This window comes from Arthrobacter sp. T572 (assembly GCF_056780115.1).
On the sequence record NZ_JBRAZQ010000002.1, the window covers coordinates 3690444 to 3708736 of the forward strand.

Genomic DNA, 18293 nt, shown 5'->3' on the forward strand with positions numbered 1-18293 from the left:
GGCTAAGGCACAACTGATGCCTCCCGCTCCTGCACCTGACCCTTCTGCCTGCGGCGTGCCAGCTTGCCGGGCCACCAGATCTTGTCTCCGATGTCGTAGGCCAGCGCGGGCACCAGGAGTGACCGGACCAGGACGGTATCAAGCAACACCCCGAACGCCACAATGAACGCCAGCTGCACCAGGAACATGATGGGAATGACACCCAGGGCCGCAAACGTAGCGGCAAGGACAATACCGGCCGAGGTGATCACGCCACCGGTCACGCCCAGCCCACGCAGGATTCCCGGACGTGTTCCGTGCTTGATTGATTCTTCGCGGACGCGGCTCATGAGGAAGATGTTGTAGTCCACGCCCAACGCCACCAGGAACACGAAACCGAACAGCGGAACAGTCGCGTCGGCTCCTGAAAAGGCAAAGATCCCATTGAACACCCACGCCGAGACTCCCATCGCGGCCCCATAGGACAGCACCACGGACAGGATCAGCAGGACCGGCGCCACCACGGAGCGGAGCAAAAGCATCAGGATGAACAGAATGACTACCAGCACAATCGGGATGATGACCACCAGGTCCCGCTGCGCAGTGGTGTTGGTATCCAGGGCTGTTGCGGTCACCCCACCAACCAGGGCTTCAGCGTCCACGTCCTTCACGGCTGTCCGCAGTGATTTCACCGCTTCTTCAGCTTCGATCGAGTCAGCCGCGGAGTTCAACGTCGCGTTGATGAGCACCTTGCCGTCACGCACCGCGGGATCAGTCGGAGCCCCGGGGGCACCCGTGATGGGGACGTTGCCTTCGGCCAGCAGGTACGCATCACCCACTCCGTCGGCTGCTTTCACGGTATCCAGCACCTTTTCTGCCGCGTCCTCTGAGGCGACCACGACGGCGGGGCTGCCGCTGCCGGCGTCGAAATGGCGCGCCAGCGCGGCCTGGCCGTCAACGGCGTCTGACTGGGACAGGATGACGTCGGTCTGCGGGACGCCGTTTGCCTTGAGTTGAAGGATGCCCGTGGACGCCACGAGCAGGAGCAGCACGGAGGCCACCCACACTGTCCGTGGCCGCCGGGAAACCAGCCGTCCGGTGGCGCGCCACAAGCCCTTTTGCCCCTCAAGGCCGGTGACCAGCTCAGGTTCGCGTTCGCCGTCGGGCACCAGCTTGGGGCGGAAGGGCCAGAAAGCTGCGCGGCCCAGCAGACCCATGAAGGCCGGCAGCAGGGTGAGCGCTGCGAACAGTGAGCAGACGATACCGGCCGCAGCCACGGGGCCGAGCGCTTTGTTGGAGTTCAGGTCGGAGAAGAGCAGGCAGAGCAACGCGATGATGACTGTCGCACCGGAGGCGAGGATCGGCTCGAATGATGCTTTCCACGCGGTGAGGACGGCCTCGGTGCGGTTGGCAGTGTGTGTCAGCGCCTCACGGAACCTTGCCACGTAGAGCAAGGCGTAGTCGGTAGCGGCACCGATGACCAGGATGGAGAGGATGCCCTGGCTTTGGCCGTTCAACTGGATCCAGCCGAGCTTTGCCATGCCGAAGACCAGGAGGATCGCGGCGCAGAGAGCGAACACAGACGTCAGGAGCACGGCAATTGGCAGCACGAGCGAGCGATAGACCAGCAACAGGATGACAAACACGGCACCGAGTGCCACCAGGAGAAGGATGCCGTCGATCCCGCCAAAAGCGTTGACGAGGTCTGCGGTGAGGCCCGCCGGTCCCGTCACGTAGGCGCGCATGCCGTCCGGTGCGCCGGGTTGGACGGTATCCCGCAGTTCCTTGACGACGTCGCGCAGTTCGTCCGATTCGGCGATCGGGACAATGTACTGGACCGCTTTGGCGTCTTCCGACGGAATGGGTCCGACGACGGCGCTACCCAGCTTGAGTGCCTCAATGTCCGCTTTGATCTGGCCTGCTTCGCCCAATTGGGCGGGGGTGAAGGCGGCATCTCCCTCGATCACCACGACGGCCGGGATCTCTTCGGAGTCGCGGAACTTGGCCTGCCAGTCACCGGCTTCCGTCGCTTCAGCACCGGCAGGCAGGAAGGACGCCTGGTCGTTGGATGAGACCTCCTCCAGCCTGCCGAACGTGGGGCCGCCGACGCCGGCGATTCCGAACCAGACGATGATCAGCACCACGGGCACCAGCCATCGGAGCCAGAACGGTACCTTCTGGGATTTCATGGGTCCTTCTTCCAGGGTTTTGGGGCGGAGCGATTGTTTCCACCATAGATTATCTCTATCATGGAACTATTCCAAGAGTTTCCCAATGCCGGGTTCCCCCGCCGCTGGGAGTAATATCCGGAAGGCAGCATTCACGGAGATCCAAGGCGGGAGGGCGAGATGGCTTCAACGGCGGACTCAGCCGGCGTGCCTGGCGGACCTCCGGCCGGCGCTCCGCAGGACCTGATCCGCTTGCTCCAGGACTTCACCCTGGAAGCGAACCACTATGTTGACGCCGCGGGCGGCAAGAACGATATGCACCGGACGGACCTCAATGCCCTCGCCGTCATCATGCGGCATACAGCAGCAGGGCGGGTGGTCACACCCGGAGTCCTGCGCAGCGAACTCCGCCTGAGCTCCCCGGCCACCACAGCACTCGTGGACCGGCTGCACGCGTCGGGGCATGTCACCAGGGAACGTCTGGGGACAGACCGCCGGCAGGTCCAGCTCCACATGACACCCAAGGCCTACAGCGACGGCAGCGCCATGTTTATGCCGCTCGCCCTGCGCATGGGTCAAGCGATGAGCTCCTACAGCGACACTGAGCTTGAGGTCGTGCGCCGATTCATGTCGGACATGGTGGACGCCACTGTTGCTGCCCGCCAGGAAGCCTCCCACCCCAAACCCAACTAGGTCGCATTTGTGCGCGTTTTGAGCACTCAAAACGCGCACAAATGCGACCCAGTTGGGTAGCGTTTCCCTATGAACGCGGAGCAACCTGAAGATGTCTACACCCACGGGCACCACGAGTCGGTTGTCCGGGCCCACGCCTCACGGACAGCCGAGAATTCGGCGGCGTTCGTCCTCCCCCATCTCACCCCCGGGTCGTCAGTGCTCGACGTCGGCTGCGGACCGGGCAGCATCACGTGCGACTTCGCGGGGCTGGTTGCGCCCGGCCACGTCGTAGGGCTGGACCGCGCCCCTGACATCATCGCCCAGGCCACCGAACTGGCCAAGGACAGAGGCGTGGAGAACGTGGAGTTCCGCACCGGCAACATCTACGACCTTGAGTTCGACGACGAGACCTTCGACCTCGTCCACGCCCACCAGGTCCTTCAGCACCTCACGGACCCGGTGGCAGCTCTGCGCGAGATGCGCCGGGTCGCCAAGCCCGGGGCGATTGTGGCAGTCCGGGATGCCGATTTCCATGGCATGAGCTGGTACCCGGAGGTTCCGGAGCTGGACGACTGGATGCAGCTGTACCAAAAGATCGCCCGACGCAACGGGGCAGAGCCCGATGCGGGCCGCCGCCTGGTGTCATGGGCGCAAAAGGCAGGTTTTGCACAGGTAGCACCGAGCAGCAGCAACTGGCTGTACGCCACGGCGCAGCAGCGGGCCTGGCAGTCGCGGGTCTGGAGCGAACGCGTCCTGCACTCTGCCTTTGCGGAGCAAGCCCTCGAGTACGGCTTCGCCAAGGAGGCCGACCTTGCCCGGATCGCTGCCGGCTGGCATCGCTGGGGCGCTACGGAGGACGGATACTTCCTCATTCCCAACGGCGAAGTCATTGCCCGCGCATAAGCGCTGTCCCGTCTTTCAATCCGGACATCCTTGGTGATAGCGCTCACAAGCGGCATATAGTCGAACCCATGGAACAGCGCTTACTTGGCAGGACCGGCCGCTTGGTGTCGGTCGTAGGATTGGGCACCTGGCAGCTTGGCGCCGACTGGGGCGCCGTGAGTGAAGCCGACGCGTCAGCCGTCCTTGCGGCATCGGTAGAAGCCGGCGTCAACTTCTTCGACACCGCGGACGTTTACGGTGACGGCCGCAGCGAGCAGATCATTGGCCGCTTCCTGAAGAACCACCCGGAACTGGACGTCACGGTGGCCACCAAGATGGGGCGCCGCGTAGACCAACTCCCGGAGCACTACACGCTCAAAAATTTCCGCGAGTGGACCGACCGTTCGCGGCGGAACCTCCAGCAGGACACCCTGGACCTGGTACAGCTCCACTGCCCGCCCACCTCGGTCTACAGCAATACCGAGGTCTACGACGCCTTGGACACCCTCGTCAGCGAAGGCACCATCCGGAACTACGGCGTCAGCGTCGAACGGACCGATGAAGCCCTCGAGGCCATCAAGCGCGGCAACACATCGACCATCCAGATCATTCTCAACGCCTTCCGCCTGAAGCCCCTCGACGAGGTACTGCCCGCGGCCAGGGAAGCCGGGGTTGGCATCATCGCCCGGGTCCCCTTGGCATCTGGCTTGTTGTCCGGCAAATACACCACTGAGACGACGTTCGCCGAGAACGACCACAGGAACTACAACCGCTCCGGCGCCGCCTTCGACGTCGGGGAGACCTTCTCCGGCGTCGACTTCGCCACAGGCGTCAAGGCCGCGCAGGAGTTCAGCGAGCTGGTTCCCGACGGCGTTACCACCTCGCAGGCGGCCCTCGCCTGGGTCATCGCCCAGGATGGCGTCACCTCGGTCATTCCGGGCGCCCGATCCGCGGCGCAGGCACGGGCGAATGCCGAAGCTGGCGGTTTGGAGGATGTTGGAACCGGGCTGGCTGCCGGCGTCCGGGACATCTACGACCGTTACTTCCGGGCGGCGATCCACCCGCGCTGGTAGGCGTCGCCAAACACGCGTGGCGGCAGGCCGGCGTCGTGGTCTGCACCCGGCACGCGAGGCGGCAGGCCGGCGTCGTGCTTTCCCGGCCGCTTTACCAGCCGCTGCGCGTAGGCGTGTGGCCTTTGCGTGCGTCGTCGGGCATGGCCATTTCGGCGCGGAGTCCCAACAGGCGGATCGGACGGTCCGGCTCCATTTTTGAAGTAAGGTCCAGTGCTTGGGCCAGGACTTCGCTGCGGTCGAAGGTCTCCGGGATCTTCCTTGCGTAGGTCTTGGTGAAGAACGGTTTGTAGCGGACCTTCAGCGTTAGCCCGACCACCGGGCGGCCTTCGGCTGCGACGTCCTCAAGGACCCGGGCAGTGAGTTCCTTGACGGCACCACTGATTTGTTCGGGTTCGGTCAGGTCCTGCTGGAAGGTGGTCTCGCGGCCGTGGGCCCGGGCTACCCAGGGCGTATCGTCTACTTCCGTGGCACCGTCGCCGCGACCGAGCTGGGCGTACCAAGGACCCATCTTGGGGCCGAACTCCTGGACCAGGCTGTTTGGGTCAATGGCGGCAAGTTCATTGACTGTGGTGATGCCGTGGGACGCGAGTCTTTTGGAAATCTTGGGACCAACCCCCCAGAGGTCCTTCGTGGGCCGTGCACCCATGACGTCGAGCCAGTTCTCCTGGGTAAGCCGGAAGATGCCCGCTGGCTTGCCGAAGTCGGTCGCGTTCTTGGCACGAACCAGGTTGTCGCCGATGCCCACGCTGCAGTGCAACCGCGTGTTTTCCAGCACGGCAGCCTGGATCTGCTTGGCGTAGGCCTCGGGGTCATCCGTTGTGACGCCAACAAAGGCCTCGTCCCAGCCGAGGACCTGCACCGTGGCCCCTGGCTGTTTCCTAAGGGTGGTCATCACAACCTCCGAGGCCGCGAGGTACGCCTCCTGGTCGACGGGGAGGATGATGGCCTCGGGCACTTTCCGTGCGGCAATGCGGAGGGGCATCCCTGAGCCAACGCCGAAGGCCCTCGCCTCATAGGACGCCGTGGACACTACCGCCCGTTCCGTGGGATCGCCTCGGCCGCCCACAATGAGGGGCTTCCCAGCGAGTTCAGGCCGCCGCAAGATCTCGACGGCAGCGATGAACTGGTCGAGATCTACGTGCAGGACCCACGGGATTCCCCTCACGGGACCAGTCTGCCCGGTCTTGGGCGGCGCTGTCTGTACCTTCGCCACCGACTTTGGGCTCCCCGTCGTCGAAAATCAACCTGATTTTGGGCGAGTTCGACGGCGGGCGGCGGCAAAGTGGGTGGTGGCGGTACGGGGCAGGTAGCGGCGCGATGGCCTACCAAAAGCACCTTAAGCTGAGATGGTGCAATTTTCCCTTTGGCTGGCTTTGGTTGGTGCCGGCACCCTGATCAGTTTCACTCCCGGCGCCGGGGCCATCTTCACCATGAGCAACTCGCTCAATTCGGGCTTCCGCCGCTCCATTTGGGGAATTCTCGGCCAGCAGGTCGCCTTGGTGATCCACATCGTGATCGTCGCCCTGGGCGTTGGCGTGCTGGTTTCCAATTCGCCGCTGGTCTTCAACATCATTCGCTACGCCGGCGCGGCCTACCTCGTGTACCTGGGCATCCGGCAGTTCCTGCACAAGCCAGACCTGGACAAAGAAGAGGTGGAGGACAAGAAGAACGAGCCCGCCCTGTCGATGTTCCAGCGCGGCATCTGGGTCAACCTGCTGAACCCCAAGGCGATCGTGTTCTTCCTGGCGTTCATGCCGCAGTTCATCAAGCCGGACCAGCCCCTTGTTCCGCAGTACCTGGTGCTGACGGCGACCGTCCTGGCGATTGACATCCTGGTCATGTGGCTCTTCTTCGCCCTCGCAGCACGGTCCTTCCAGCGTTTCACCCGCAACGCCCACGGCCAGAAGATCCTGAACCGCATCTTCGGGTGCCTGTTCGTCTTGGTGGGCATCCTGCTGGCGGTCATCCACTAACGCTGGTCAGCCCTGCACGGTTGACCCACGGACCACCAGCGAACTCTCCAGCGTCACGTGCGGCTCGGCCAGGGGAACCCCCTCGATCAGCCCCCGCAGCTGTTCCCCCGCCTTGCGGCCCAGCGGTGTCGCGGGCAGGTGAACAGTAGTCAGGCTGGGGTTGCTGGTTACGGAATAGGGCAGGTCGTCGAAACCCGCTACCGCAAGCTCACCGGGGATCTTTACGCCCTCCACCCGTGCCTCCTGCAGCACGCCATAGGCGTGTGTATCGGTACCGCAGACGACGGCGGTCACGCCTGCCGCTTTCCACGAAGGCCAGGCGGAGGCGAAGGCAGCCGCGGCCTCTCCAACATCGATCGAGGTGCTGATGATGTGGTCCTCCGAGACCAGCAGGCCACACGATGCAGCCTCCTCGAGGAACGCCTGACGCCGCAGCTCGAACGTGGCCGTGCCCGTAATACCGTCCACATAGGCGGCCCGGGTGTGCCCGGCGGAAGCCAAGTGCCGGGCAAGTTCGCGCGCCCCCTGCGCAACATCCAGGTTTACCGACGGAGCGAAGGTCTCCAGCCCCGGAGCATCCAGCAGCACCAACGGGCCGCTGGCGGACAGATCCTTCAGAAACTCCGCGCTCGGCGCGCCCACCAGCAGCCCCGCCGGTCGCAGGGACAAGAGTTTCCGGACGTCGTCTGCCTGCGGCGATTCGCCGGCGTCGGTCACGGAGAGCAGCAGTTGGTAGTCCGCGCCCAAGGACTCGCGGACCCCGGCAATGACGTTGGCAAAGAACGGGTTGGACACGTCCGGGGTTACCAGGATGACGATCGAGCTGACCCCGCGGGCCAAGGAACTCCCGATGCTGTCCACCACGTAACCGAGCTCGGCGATGGCGGTCCGGACCCGGGAGATGTTGTCTTCCGAGACGCGCCCCTGCGTCTTGCCGTTGGCAACCAGGGAGACTGTCGCCGTCGAAACGCCCGCCTTCGCTGCAACCATGGCGGCCGTGACCCGGGGCGCGCGTTTGCCGAGGTGGGCGGGGGTTTCCATGCATCGATCCTAGCGTTGTTACGCAACCGACAGGCGGCACAATGCATCAAGCGCTTGACGTACCCCACGTTAAGCGTTTGACGTAAATGCAGTCGAAGTGCCATGATTCCCCTGAATGCTTAGCGCCCTGTCCGGCGCCGGCACCACCCTGAAAGCCAAGAACTCCGGACAGGCCCCAATGACGTGGAGAGAAACGTGGAAACCAACCCCCGCAAAAAGATCATTCTTGATTGCGATCCCGGCCATGACGACGCAGTGGCATTGCTGCTGGCACACGGCAACCCTGACATCGAACTGCTGGCCGTGACCACCGTGGTTGGCAACCAGACTCTCGAGAAGGTCACCCGCAACGCCCTGTCCGTAGCCACGATTGCAGGCATCACGGGGGTTCCGTTCGCCGCCGGTTGCGACCGCCCCTTGGTGCGAACCATCGAAACGGCCCCCAGCATCCACGGCGACTCCGGCATGGATGGCCCTGAACAGCCCGAGTCCACCGTCGAGCTCGACCCGCGTCACGCCGTCGACCTCATCATCGAAACCGTCATGGCGCATGAGCCGGGCACGGTCACCCTGGTCCCCACCGCGGGCCTGACCAACATCGCGATGGCCGCCCGCAAGGAGCCCCGCATCGTGGAGCGCGTCAAGGAAGTTGTCCTCATGGGCGGCGGCTACCACGTGGGCAACTGGAGCGCCGTTGCCGAGTTCAACATCATCATCGATCCCGAGGCCGCACACATCGTATTCAACGAGAAGTGGCCCGTAGTGATGGTTGGCCTGGACCTCACGCACCAGGCGCTGGCCACTGACGAGGTGGTCAACAACATCGCCCGCATCGGCACCAAGCCCGCCAAGTTCGTCCTGGAGCTCATGGAGTTCTTCAAGAAGACCTACAAGGACGCCCAGGGCTTCGACTTCCCGCCGGTCCACGATCCCTGCGCCGTCGCCTACGTCATCGACCCCACCGTCATGACCACCCGCAAGGTCCCCGTGGACATCGAACTGCAGGGCAGGCTCACCCTTGGCATGACCGTGGCCGACTTCCGGGCACCCGCACCGGAGGACTGCCACACCTCCGTCGCAGTGGATTTGGACCACAAGAAGTTCTGGGACCTGGTCACCGATGCGATCGAGCGGATCGGCGAGCCCGACGGCGGCACTTCCTCAGGCGCGCAGGTCGCCGAAACGGTTCTGGCAGGAGAGGCCAAGTAATGTCCGTCCCCGCAACAACCAAAGGCAACGTCACAGCCCTCATGGTCGCCCTGCTGGCAGCGTGCGTGGCGTTCCAGCTCAACGCTTCCATGCTCAGCCCGGCCCTGGTCACCATGGGCAACGAACTCCACACCGACCAGGCCACCATCGGCCTCTCCCAGACGTGGTTCTTCACGGCTGCGGCCCTGTTCTCCCTGTTCCTGCCTCGGCTTAGCGACATCGTCGGACGCAAGAAGATCCTCGTGGGCATGATGATCCTGATGGCCGTCGGCTCGGTCATCGCCGCCTTGGCTCCGGACGTGACGTGGCTCTTCGTGGGCCGCATCATCCAGGGAGTCAGCGGCCCCACGGTTCCGCTGTGCCTCATCATGCTCCGCTCAGCCGTGAGCAACCCGCGCAAGTACGGCGCACTCATGGGCCTCATCACCGCGGTCAACGGCGGCGTGGCCGGCGTCGACTCGTTCGTGGGCGGCTACTTCGCGGAGAGCTTCGGTTTCCGCAGCATCTTCTGGCTCATGGTTGCCCTGGCTGTGGTCGCCACGCTGCTGATTGCGTTCCTGGCCAGCGAAAGCAAGCCCGCCGCGGGCACCACCATGGACTGGCTCGGCGTGTTCTTCATCGTCATCGCCGTGGGCGCCCTGCTCACTGCCCTGAACGAGGGCGCCAAGCTCGCGTCGGCATTCGACGGCGGCACGCTTGCCCTCGCCGTCGGACTCACGGTCATTGCCGTCGTCGCATTCGCCGCCTTCTGGGCCGTGGAGAAGCGCGCCCAGCAGCCGATGGTCGAGATCGTCCACCTGCGCCAGCGTTCAACCTGGGCTCCTTTGCTGACCACAACGCTCACCATGACCGGTATCTTCGCGGTGATCAACGGCATCGTCCCCGCGTTCGTCCAGGCTGCGGATCCCGGTTTCGGCGTAGGGCCCACCGAGATGTCCCTCATCATCCTCACTCCGTACGCCCTTCTGGGCTGGCTCTTCGGCCCGATCAGCGGCCGGCTGGCCCCGGTCCTCGGCTACACCAAGGTGCTGCGCATCGGTATGGTCGGCAGCCTCGTGGCATTGGCGATCATTGCCCTCTTCGGCCTCAACAGCCTTCCGATGATGATTGCCGGCACGGCCTTGCTGGGCATCATGTACGCCGGTACCGTCAACATCATGCTGAACGGACTCGGTGTGGTGCTCTCGCCCAAGGGCAACCCCGGCTTCCTCCCCGGCATGAACGCCGGCGCCTTCAACCTCGGTGCCGGCCTGAGCTTCCTGGTCCTGCCCGCCGTCCTGGTGGCTACCTCAGCGATGGGTGACGCGAAAGCTTCCTACTTGACCGTCGTCGTCGTTGGTTTTGCCATCACGTTCGCCGCGTTCGCGGCCTCGCTGCTGATTCCCAAGCCGGTTGACGCCGAGGTCCACGAGGACGAAGAGGTGGCTGCGTGAGCACACCCGGAATCGTGGTGGTGGGTTCGCTCAACGCCGACCTGACCATCTACACAGAACGCCTTCCCCAGCCGGGTGAAACGGTGCACGGCAACGGCTTCGCGGTGAACCCCGGCGGCAAGAGTGCCAACCAGGCCGTTGCGGCCAGCAAGCTCGGTGGCCGGGTCAGCCTGATCGGTGCAGTGGGCGAGGACCCCAACGGCATCATGCTTCTGGACTCGACAGCCAACGCAGGCGTGGATGTCTCGCGGGTCCGACGCTCGGACACCGCAACCGGCGTCGCTGTGATCTCGGTGGATGCGCGCGGCGAGAACAGCATCATCATCTCTGCCGGCGCCAACGGCACCCTTTCCCCCGCCGACGTCGACTTCGCCGCCTTCCGGGACGCCGCCGTCGTGTGCCTCTGCCTGGAGGTGGGTATCGATACCGTCGTGGCCGCCGCGCAGGCCGGGCACGACGCCGGAGCTACCGTCCTGCTGAACCTCTCGCCTTACGCTGAGATACCGGAGTTGTTGGCCGGGTTGAGCGACGTCCTCCTGGTGAATGCGCACGAGGCTGCCCTGTTCCTTGGCTCGGAGGCATTCATACCTGGCGCCGACGCAGAGGCCGAAGCGTGGGAGCCGGTGCGCAGCCAATTCGCAGACCGCGGCCTGCAGCGGGTGCTGGTGACGCTCGGCTCGCAGGGTTCCGTGGTGCTGGATTCGACGGCCCGAGGTGAGCAGCTCACCCGGATCGCTCCTACGCGCGTCAACGCGGTGGACACCACGGGCGCCGGCGATGCGTTTACAGGAGCTGTGGCTGCGCGTTTGGCCGCGGGTGACTCGCTGATGGACGCCGCGTCCTTCGCTTCTGTAGCGGCCGCGTTGGCTGCGACCAAGAAGGGAACCCAGGCGGCCTACGCAACTCTCGAGGAAGTCACAGCAGCCCGCGACGCCTGAACCCAGCCCCGGCACCCAACTGGGTCGCATTTGTGCGCGTTTTGAGCCCTCAAAACGCGCACAAATGCGACCCAGCGTGTGAGTGCCTTCGGCGCGCCGTGATCCGGGAAAGTATGCGGTTGGCTCGCCTGGGCTCTGGTGGGCTCTGCCCATACGGGTTGATCATGGGATTGTTCGTCTCGGTGAACGCCGGCCCAACTTGGTGCCTTGAGTCCGTGACCCAGCGTGGCGTGGAGGACTTCCACGGGAACCGTGGATTGTTGCTTTCAAGCACGGGTACTAGATTCCTGAATATTCTCCCTGTCCTCCCCGAGACGACGCCGGTAACTGGATGTATTGAAGGGAAGCTGGAATGGACATTGTTCATGAACGGGCCGCGGGAATGGATATTTCCAAACGCGACGCGAAGGTCTGCGTGCGGGTCCCCGGAGAACGGGCAGGGACCTACACCTCAAAGGTCACAACCTGGGGCGCGACCACGCACGCGATCCTGGAACTTCGGGAGTTCCTCGAACGCGAACACGTCACTGTTGTGGTGATGGAAGCGACCAGCGATTACTGGAAACCGTTCTTCTACCTGTTCGAAGAAACCCTGCCGGTGATGCTGGTCAACGCCAAAGTCGCCCGGAACATCCCGGGACGCAAAACCGATGTCTCCGACGCCGCGTGGCTGGCCCAACTGGCCGCGCACGGGCTGCTGCGGGCATCATTCGTGCCGCCCGAACCCATCCGCGAACTGCGGGACCTCACCCGGGCCCGCGCCATCGCCACCCGCGACCGGGCCCGGGAAATCCAAAGGCTGGAGAAGTTCCTGGAAAGCTCCGGGATCAAACTCTCTTCCGTGGTTTCAGACCTGACCGGGGTCTCTTCCCGGGACATGCTCGAAGCCCTCATCAACGGCGAACGGAACCCCGAGGTGCTGGCCGGGATGGCCCGTGGAATGCTGCGCTCGAAAATCCCGGCACTGGTCGACGCCCTCACCGGCAGGTTCAAACCCCACCACGCCTTCATGGCACGACTGCACCTGGACCAGATCGACGCCCACACCCGCACCATCGATACCCTCACGGCACGGATTGAGGAGGCGATGGAACCCTTTCGTGAGGCCAGGGAAGCCCTGGCCACCATCCCCGGAGTATCCCAACGAGTCGCCGAAGTGATCATCGCCGAAACCGGAGCTGACATGAGCGTGTTCGAAACCCCGGGCCGGCTCGCGTCCTGGGCCGGGGTCTGCCCCAGCGCCAACGAATCCGCCGGCAGGATCAAATCCAGCCACATCATGCCCGGCAACAAATACCTCAAAGCAGCACTCGGCACCGCGGCCATGTCCGCGACCCGATCCAAAAACACCTACCTCGCCGCGAGATACCGCCGCATCACCGCCCGCTCCGGAACCAACAAAGCCCTCGTCGCCATCGAACACTCCATCCTCACAGCGGCCTGGCACATGCTCCGCAACGGCGAGTGCTACACCGACCCCGGCGCCGACCACTTCAACAGGATCAACCCAACCAGAGCCAAGAACAACGCCATCAAACAACTCAACAACCTCGGCTACAACGTCACCATCACCCCGGTCACCGCAGCCTAACCCACCACTACTTTCGTACTAGTTGGGCTAAACGGAGCGGCGGGCGGCTCGTTGGGCTGCGCGTTCCACGGCCTTGCGGGTCAGTACTCCGTGTCCGGCCATGAGCCGCGGAACCACGATGTACACGGCGAGCGGGACCACCAATGCCGTCAAAAGGAGCGCGCGCAGCACCGGGTGCCACGGTTCCATCAACGGTCCGAGGGCAAGCATGCCAATGGACACCAGCGGGAAAATGGCGAGCCACGTGATCAGCGCACGCATGTGCACGGACGGGATGTGCGGGCGTGCAGGAGCAACAGCAGAAGGCTGTGCGGCGGCGGACTCGGCGGTCGTTTTGGAAGCGGCAGGGGCGGTCATCGGATTCTCCAACCAGATAGTTGCAATTGGCTTGGCACCACCCTAACGGGACCGCGATCCAATTACAACCACTTAGTTGGAAACTGGTAATATGACCCTATGGCGTGGGACACAGAAAGAACCAAAGGGCTGTTGCTGAAAGCTGCAACGGCGGAGTTCTGCGCCCGCGGACTTGCCGGTGCGCGCATCGACCGTATTGCGTCCGAGGCCGGCGTCAACAAAGAGCGGATTTACCAGTACTTCGGCAATAAGAACGCACTTTTCGACGCCGTGATCGTCACCGCACTCAGCACGCTGATGGATGAGGTTCCCATCGAAGGCCACGGCCCGGAAGCCATGGCGGATTATGCAGGCCGGCTTTTTGACCACCACCAACAGGACGCGACGGCTCCGCGGCTCCTGTTCTGGGAAGGCCTGGAACGGGGCACCGAAGTGGTCGGACTGCCCAAGCGCATGGCCAACTGTGCCTCCAAGGTCAACAGCACCATCGCAGCCCTCCCCGGCGTTTCGCGGGAAGATGCCGGCGATCTGCTGATCACCATCGTGAGCCTCTGCGATTCGGCCCCTGTCCTGCCTGCACTGGACGGCCTTATGGCGGGCAATGACCCCGGGCGTATCGGAAGGCGACGCGCCGCCGTCGTGCGTACCGTCTACCTGGCGGCCGCAGCGCTGGCCGCCGAAGCGGCGAAAGCAGCCGATGCTGCGGAAGCCGGAGCCTTACCCGCGCACAGCGCCTGACGCCCAAACGTCGAATGTGACAGATTCGACACCGAAAATGACATTCCTGTGGAGTGGCGCCCTAGCCAAAGAGGGGTGCCATCAACCATGCTTGCAGAATGTACTCAAAGACGAGCCCATACCGCATCATTACGGTCTGCACAGGAAACATCTGCCGCTCCCCCATGGCGGCCCTCATGCTGACCGAAGCCTTCGCCGCGGAAGGGCTCGCCGACCTTGTGGACGTCGATTCCGCAGGAACCACGGCTTACGAAGTCGGGCACGGAATCGACCCCCGCGCAGCCCGCATCCTGACCACCCAGCACATCGCTTCCGAAGACCACCTCGCCCGGGAATGGCGGCGGGAATGGTTCGCCGAACGCGACCTTATCCTTGCCCTGGACGTGGACCACTTCGGGTGGCTGCAGGAAGGCGCTCCGGACGACGAATCGCTGGGCAAGGTCCGGATGCTCCGCAGCTTCGACCCCCGGATGACTGGCAAAAGCACCCTTGACCTGGGCATCGAAGACCCCTGGTACGGCGGACACACGGACTTCGAAAACACCTGGACGCTCATCCACGCGGCCATCCCGGGAATTGTGCGGCACGTCAAGGAAGCAATCGCCGGACAAGCCAACCAGCCCCAGCAGGTAACCTCTATGTCATGACCCCTGCACCCGTGATCATTGCTGTCGACGGGCGTTCCGGAGCAGGCAAGACCACGCTGGCCGTCGAGTTGGCGGCCCGGTTGCGGGAGCACCACAAGGTGTCCATGTTCCACCTTGAGGACATCTACCCCGGCTGGAACGGCCTTGCCCCGGGCATCGAACGCTACGTTGCCACCGTCCTCACACCCTTGAGCCGGAACCTGGCCGCCGAATGGACCAGTTGGGACTGGGAGCGCCACGGCGATGGGCACCACCAGGTCACCCAGCCCGCCGAGATCGTGATCGTGGAAGGTGTCGGGGCCGCTTCTGCCGCCGCACGGCCCATGCTGGACGTCGTCGTGTGGGTCGAAGCGACAGGCGAGGAGCGCCGCCGTCGTGCTTTGGAGCGGGACGGAAGCACCTACGAGCCCTACTGGGACACCTGGGCTGCCCAGGAGGATGACTGGCTGGCCACGGACCCCGTGGGTGACCATGCGGACATCCGGGTCCTGAACCGCGCGGACGGCAGCGCGCCGACCGACGTCCTCAACGCCATGCCGTACTTGCCCGCACTTTCGGCCGTCCTGGCTCCCGAACTCAGCGCCCGCCGCGGCCTCCGGCTCAGGTCCGAACGGATCGATGCCGCCCCCGACCCCGCCGTGCTGTTCGGCTCGCTGTACGGCCGCTCCGCCAACGCGGTGTGGTTGGATTCGTCCAACTACGCCACCGCGATCACCGGTGGAACCCAGGCGGCTGCCCGGAGCCGCTTCAGCATCCTGGCCGACGACGGCGGCGCGTTCGGACAGTCTGTAGAGCACCGGTCCGGGACTACTTTGGTGACTGCCGGATCCGCTACGGCCCAAACGTCGGGGCCGTTTTTCCGCTGGCTCGACTCCGTGTGGGGGCGCAAGGCAGTCCGCGCTCCCGAGGGCTACGACGGCCAGTTCACCTTGGGCTGGCTTGGATACCTGGGTTATGAGCTGAAGCGGGAAACCGGCGGCAACGATGTCCGCTCCCTTACTCCGGATGCGGCCCTCCTCTTCGCGGGGCGCGCCGTGGTGCTGGACCACCGCGACCGCGCCGTGTGGCTGCTGGCCCTGGACGCCCCCGACGCCGATCAATGGTTCAGCGCGGCACGCGCCTCGGTGGCGGCTGCTTCGAGCAGCGAAAGTGCCGGTGTGCACCCGGCCACAACCCACCCCGCCTCCGGCCGCCGCGCCGCCGGCCGGCCGGTCACCGCCGGTGCCCCATCCGCCGTCGTTGGTTCCATCCCCGGGTTCACCTGCCGCGACTCCGCTACCGACTACAAGCGGAAGATCGCCGACGCCCAGCACGAAATCAGCGAAGGCAACTCCTACGAGGTCTGCCTTACCACCACCCTTGAAGCCGGTGACCCGGGCCTCGACCCGTGGCAAACCTACCTGGCACTGCGTCGCCGCAACCCCGCGCCTTTCGCAAGTTACCTGAAGTTCGGCGGGCTCGTGGCGGCCAGCACCTCGCCGGAGCGCTTCCTCAGGATCTTGTCCGACGGCGGCATTCGGGCCGAGCCGATCAAGGGCACCCGCCGCCGGTCCAAGGATGACGCCGAAGACATCCGCTTGCGGCATGAGCTCGAGGAGTCACTCAAGGACCGTGCGGAGAACATCATGATCGTGGACCTCCTCCGCAACGACCTGAGTCACTACGCCGTGCCGGGGTCCGTCACCGTGAGCCGCCTCTGCGCGATTGAAAGCTATGCCACGGTCCACCAGATGGTCAGCACCGTGGATGCACAGCTTCGGCCGGGGGCTCCCAGGGCTGAAGCCGTCGCCGCCGCGTTTCCTGCCGGTTCCATGACCGGCGCGCCCAAGATCAGCACCATGGACATCCTGGACCGTCTTGAGTCCGGGCCCCGCGGAATGTATTCGGGCGCCGTGGGGTATTTCTCCATGAACGCCGCGACGGACCTTGCCGTAGTGATCCGCACGCTGGTGGTGAACCCTGAAGCGCCCGAGGGGCGGACCCTCACCCTTGGCGTGGGGGGAGCCATCACTGCGGACTCCGTGGCGGATGAAGAATACGAGGAAATCCGGACCAAGGCGTACGGGGTGCTCTCTACGCTGGGGGCGGACTTCCCCTCCTGAGGGTTACTGCAGGGTGGCAGTCAGCCGCGCCACGTTGTCCACATACTTGGCCAGTGGTGGCCGGTGCATCCAGTCGTCCAGGGTCAATTCCGTGGAGACCTCGCGGTAGGTCGATTCCACGGCCCGCATGAGGTTGACCGTCTCAGCGCCCAGCAACATCACCGAAACCTCCATGTTCAGGGAGAAGGACCGCATGTCCATGTTGCTGGAGCCCAGGACGGCTACTTCGTCGTCGATCGTGAAGTGCTTGGCGTGGAGGACGTACGGGGCCTTGTAGAGGTAGATCCGGACACCGGCCTCCAGCAGGGCCTCGTAGTAGGAGCGCTGAGCGTGGTGCACCAGGAACTGGTCGCCCTTCTCCGAGACGAACAGTTCCACGTCCACCCCGCGCTGGGCTGCCGTGGTGATGGCGTACAGCAGCGAATCGTCCGGCACGAAGTATGGGCTGCAGATGGAAATCCTGTGTTGGGCGGAGTAGATCAGGGTGTTGAAGAGGCGCAGGTTGTTTTCCGTGGAGAACCCGGGACCGCTCGGGACCACTTGCGCGGTGACGTGCCCGGGGTTCGGCCCGGTGGGCAACCGCAGCTGCTCTTCCAGCGACTCGTCCGTTTCGCTCAGCCAGTCGGTGGCGAACACCACGTTGAGCGTGGGCACAATGGGACCTTCCAGCCGTGCCATGAGCTCCACCCATTTCCGGCCAACCTTGCGGTGCTTGGGGTTGTTGTAGGAGGGCTCGATCAGGTTCTGGGAGCCAGTGAACGCCAGGACACCATCGATCACCAGGATCTTGCGGTGGTTCCTCAGGTCCGGGCGCCGCCACTGTCCGTGGATGGGCAGCAGCGGGAGCATCGGCTTCCACTGGATCTTGCTCGCCTTGAGCCTGCGCACCAAGCGCCGGTAGCCCTTGATGCGGAGGGTGCCGATGTGGTCGAAGAGCAGCCGTACCGTGACACCGCGTTCTGCGGCCTTCTCCAGTTCCGTGAGCAGTTCGTCGGTCATGAAATCGCTGCTCATGATGTAGAACTCGGCATTGACGTATTCCTTGGCACCGCGGACGGCTTCCGCCATGGCCTTGAGTGACTCGTCATAGCCCGGAATCAGTTCCACTTTGTTGCCGTCCACCATGGGAAGCGAGCCCAGCTGGTGGTTGAGTTCGCCTGCCGAGCGCACCCATTCGGGACCGGAATATTCGCTGGCCGGATCCGCCAGCTCGGAAGTGACGGAACGGACCCGGTGGTTCACCGCTTCCTGCTGCTCCCTCCGCCGCTTGGAAAGCTTGAAATTTCCGAACAGCAGGAAAAGCACGAAGCCAAGGGACGGGATCAGGAAGATGGCCAGGAGCCAGGCCATGGCAGTGGTGGGGCGGCGGTTGCCGGGGATGATGCCCAGCAGCACGATCCGCATGATGACTTCCGCGATGGCCCAGACACCCACGAGCCACGTCCACTCGGGGCCAAACGGAAACGGAAAAAGCACTCGACAAACCC

At 64.5% G+C, this 18293-nt stretch carries 16 protein-coding genes; 11 read left to right on the forward strand and 5 right to left on the reverse strand.

Annotated elements, in window-relative coordinates; genetic code table 11:
• Positions 1-2 precede the first annotated feature (2 nt).
• Complete coding sequence (locus tag ACUYMZ_RS18305; protein ID WP_481605110.1) at positions 3-2168, reverse strand: MMPL family transporter; 2166 nt, start codon at positions 2166-2168, stop codon at positions 3-5.
• 159 nt (positions 2169-2327) lie between these two features.
• Between ACUYMZ_RS18305 and ACUYMZ_RS18310 the strand changes: the two genes are divergently transcribed.
• The 3 genes from ACUYMZ_RS18310 to ACUYMZ_RS18320 all read left to right on the forward strand — a co-directional run bounded on the left by ACUYMZ_RS18310 (position 2328) and on the right by ACUYMZ_RS18320 (position 4777).
• On the forward strand, positions 2328-2840 hold the full coding sequence (locus ACUYMZ_RS18310) for a MarR family winged helix-turn-helix transcriptional regulator (protein WP_481605112.1): 513 nt from the start codon (positions 2328-2330) through the stop codon (positions 2838-2840).
• A 69-nt stretch (positions 2841-2909) separates the two neighbouring features.
• Positions 2910-3725: a methyltransferase domain-containing protein gene (locus ACUYMZ_RS18315; protein ID WP_481605114.1), complete on the forward strand. Its 816-nt coding sequence runs from the start codon at positions 2910-2912 to the stop codon at positions 3723-3725.
• A 68-nt stretch (positions 3726-3793) separates the two neighbouring features.
• Positions 3794-4777 (forward strand): aldo/keto reductase, encoded by a 984-nt coding sequence (locus tag ACUYMZ_RS18320; RefSeq protein ID WP_481605117.1) that lies wholly within the window; start codon positions 3794-3796, stop codon positions 4775-4777.
• Between the two features lie 91 nt (positions 4778-4868).
• Here ACUYMZ_RS18320 and ACUYMZ_RS18325 read toward each other — a convergent pair whose 3' ends face one another.
• Complete coding sequence (locus ACUYMZ_RS18325) at positions 4869-5942, reverse strand: DNA polymerase IV (protein WP_481605120.1); 1074 nt, start codon at positions 5940-5942, stop codon at positions 4869-4871.
• 181 nt (positions 5943-6123) lie between these two features.
• Here ACUYMZ_RS18325 and ACUYMZ_RS18330 point away from each other — a divergent pair, with 181 nt between their 5' ends.
• A complete protein-coding gene (locus ACUYMZ_RS18330) occupies positions 6124-6750 on the forward strand; it encodes a LysE family transporter (protein WP_481605123.1) in 627 nt (208 codons plus the stop codon).
• 6 nt (positions 6751-6756) lie between these two features.
• Here ACUYMZ_RS18330 and ACUYMZ_RS18335 read toward each other — a convergent pair whose 3' ends face one another.
• Positions 6757-7740 carry a LacI family DNA-binding transcriptional regulator gene (locus ACUYMZ_RS18335; RefSeq protein ID WP_481605924.1) on the reverse strand — a complete coding sequence of 328 codons (984 nt, stop codon included), beginning with the start codon at positions 7738-7740 and terminating at the stop codon, positions 6757-6759.
• Between the two features lie 246 nt (positions 7741-7986).
• Here ACUYMZ_RS18335 and uriH point away from each other — a divergent pair, with 246 nt between their 5' ends.
• The 4 genes from uriH (at position 7987) to ACUYMZ_RS18355 (ending at position 12962) form a co-directional block, all read left to right on the forward strand.
• A complete protein-coding gene (uriH, locus tag ACUYMZ_RS18340; protein ID WP_481605125.1) occupies positions 7987-9000 on the forward strand; it encodes a uridine-preferring nucleoside hydrolase UriH in 1014 nt (337 codons plus the stop codon).
• On the forward strand, positions 9000-10433 hold the full coding sequence (uriT, locus tag ACUYMZ_RS18345) for a uridine transporter UriT (protein ID WP_481605127.1): 1434 nt from the start codon (positions 9000-9002) through the stop codon (positions 10431-10433). Before uriH ends, uriT begins: the two co-directional genes overlap by 1 nt.
• Positions 10430-11371: a ribokinase gene (locus ACUYMZ_RS18350; protein ID WP_481605129.1), complete on the forward strand. Its 942-nt coding sequence runs from the start codon at positions 10430-10432 to the stop codon at positions 11369-11371. Before uriT ends, ACUYMZ_RS18350 begins: the two co-directional genes overlap by 4 nt.
• 352 nt (positions 11372-11723) lie before the next feature.
• The gene (locus ACUYMZ_RS18355; RefSeq protein ID WP_481605132.1) at positions 11724-12962 is read left to right on the forward strand and encodes an IS110 family RNA-guided transposase; all 1239 of its coding nucleotides are present in this window, start codon (positions 11724-11726) and stop codon (positions 12960-12962) included.
• A 27-nt stretch (positions 12963-12989) separates the two neighbouring features.
• Here the strand turns inward: ACUYMZ_RS18355 and ACUYMZ_RS18360 are convergent, their stop codons facing one another.
• Positions 12990-13319 (reverse strand): putative antibiotic biosynthesis monooxygenase, encoded by a 330-nt coding sequence (locus tag ACUYMZ_RS18360; RefSeq protein ID WP_481605133.1) that lies wholly within the window; start codon positions 13317-13319, stop codon positions 12990-12992.
• 99 nt (positions 13320-13418) lie between these two features.
• Here ACUYMZ_RS18360 and ACUYMZ_RS18365 point away from each other — a divergent pair, with 99 nt between their 5' ends.
• The 3 genes from ACUYMZ_RS18365 to ACUYMZ_RS18375 all read left to right on the forward strand — a co-directional run bounded on the left by ACUYMZ_RS18365 (position 13419) and on the right by ACUYMZ_RS18375 (position 16806).
• Positions 13419-14057: a TetR/AcrR family transcriptional regulator gene (locus ACUYMZ_RS18365; RefSeq protein ID WP_481605135.1), complete on the forward strand. Its 639-nt coding sequence runs from the start codon at positions 13419-13421 to the stop codon at positions 14055-14057.
• A 98-nt stretch (positions 14058-14155) separates the two neighbouring features.
• The gene (locus tag ACUYMZ_RS18370; RefSeq protein WP_426004361.1) at positions 14156-14704 is read left to right on the forward strand and encodes a low molecular weight protein-tyrosine-phosphatase; all 549 of its coding nucleotides are present in this window, start codon (positions 14156-14158) and stop codon (positions 14702-14704) included.
• Positions 14701-16806 carry a chorismate-binding protein gene (locus ACUYMZ_RS18375; protein ID WP_481605137.1) on the forward strand — a complete coding sequence of 702 codons (2106 nt, stop codon included), beginning with the start codon at positions 14701-14703 and terminating at the stop codon, positions 16804-16806. The genes ACUYMZ_RS18370 and ACUYMZ_RS18375 overlap by 4 nt, the downstream gene beginning before the upstream one ends.
• 3 nt (positions 16807-16809) lie before the next feature.
• Here ACUYMZ_RS18375 and cls read toward each other — a convergent pair whose 3' ends face one another.
• Entirely contained in the window at positions 16810-18282 is a 1473-nt protein-coding gene (gene cls, locus ACUYMZ_RS18380) for a cardiolipin synthase (protein ID WP_481605140.1), read from the reverse strand.
• Positions 18283-18293 lie beyond the last annotated feature (11 nt).

Coding starts and splice junctions, on each gene's coding strand:
- ACUYMZ_RS18305 (WP_481605110.1), bottom strand. CDS start 2,168: ATGAAATCCCAGAAGGTACCGTTCTGGCTCCGATGGCTGGTGCCCGTG.
- ACUYMZ_RS18310 (WP_481605112.1), top strand. CDS start 2,328: ATGGCTTCAACGGCGGACTCAGCCGGCGTGCCTGGCGGACCTCCGGCC.
- ACUYMZ_RS18315 (WP_481605114.1), top strand. CDS start 2,910: ATGAACGCGGAGCAACCTGAAGATGTCTACACCCACGGGCACCACGAG.
- ACUYMZ_RS18320 (WP_481605117.1), top strand. CDS start 3,794: ATGGAACAGCGCTTACTTGGCAGGACCGGCCGCTTGGTGTCGGTCGTA.
- ACUYMZ_RS18330 (WP_481605123.1), top strand. CDS start 6,124: ATGGTGCAATTTTCCCTTTGGCTGGCTTTGGTTGGTGCCGGCACCCTG.
- ACUYMZ_RS18335 (WP_481605924.1), bottom strand. CDS start 7,740: ATGGTTGCAGCGAAGGCGGGCGTTTCGACGGCGACAGTCTCCCTGGTT.
- uriT (WP_481605127.1), top strand. CDS start 9,000: ATGTCCGTCCCCGCAACAACCAAAGGCAACGTCACAGCCCTCATGGTC.
- ACUYMZ_RS18355 (WP_481605132.1), top strand. CDS start 11,724: ATGGACATTGTTCATGAACGGGCCGCGGGAATGGATATTTCCAAACGC.
- ACUYMZ_RS18360 (WP_481605133.1), bottom strand. CDS start 13,319: ATGACCGCCCCTGCCGCTTCCAAAACGACCGCCGAGTCCGCCGCCGCA.
- ACUYMZ_RS18365 (WP_481605135.1), top strand. CDS start 13,419: ATGGCGTGGGACACAGAAAGAACCAAAGGGCTGTTGCTGAAAGCTGCA.
- ACUYMZ_RS18370 (WP_426004361.1), top strand. CDS start 14,156: ATGTACTCAAAGACGAGCCCATACCGCATCATTACGGTCTGCACAGGA.
- ACUYMZ_RS18375 (WP_481605137.1), top strand. CDS start 14,701: ATGACCCCTGCACCCGTGATCATTGCTGTCGACGGGCGTTCCGGAGCA.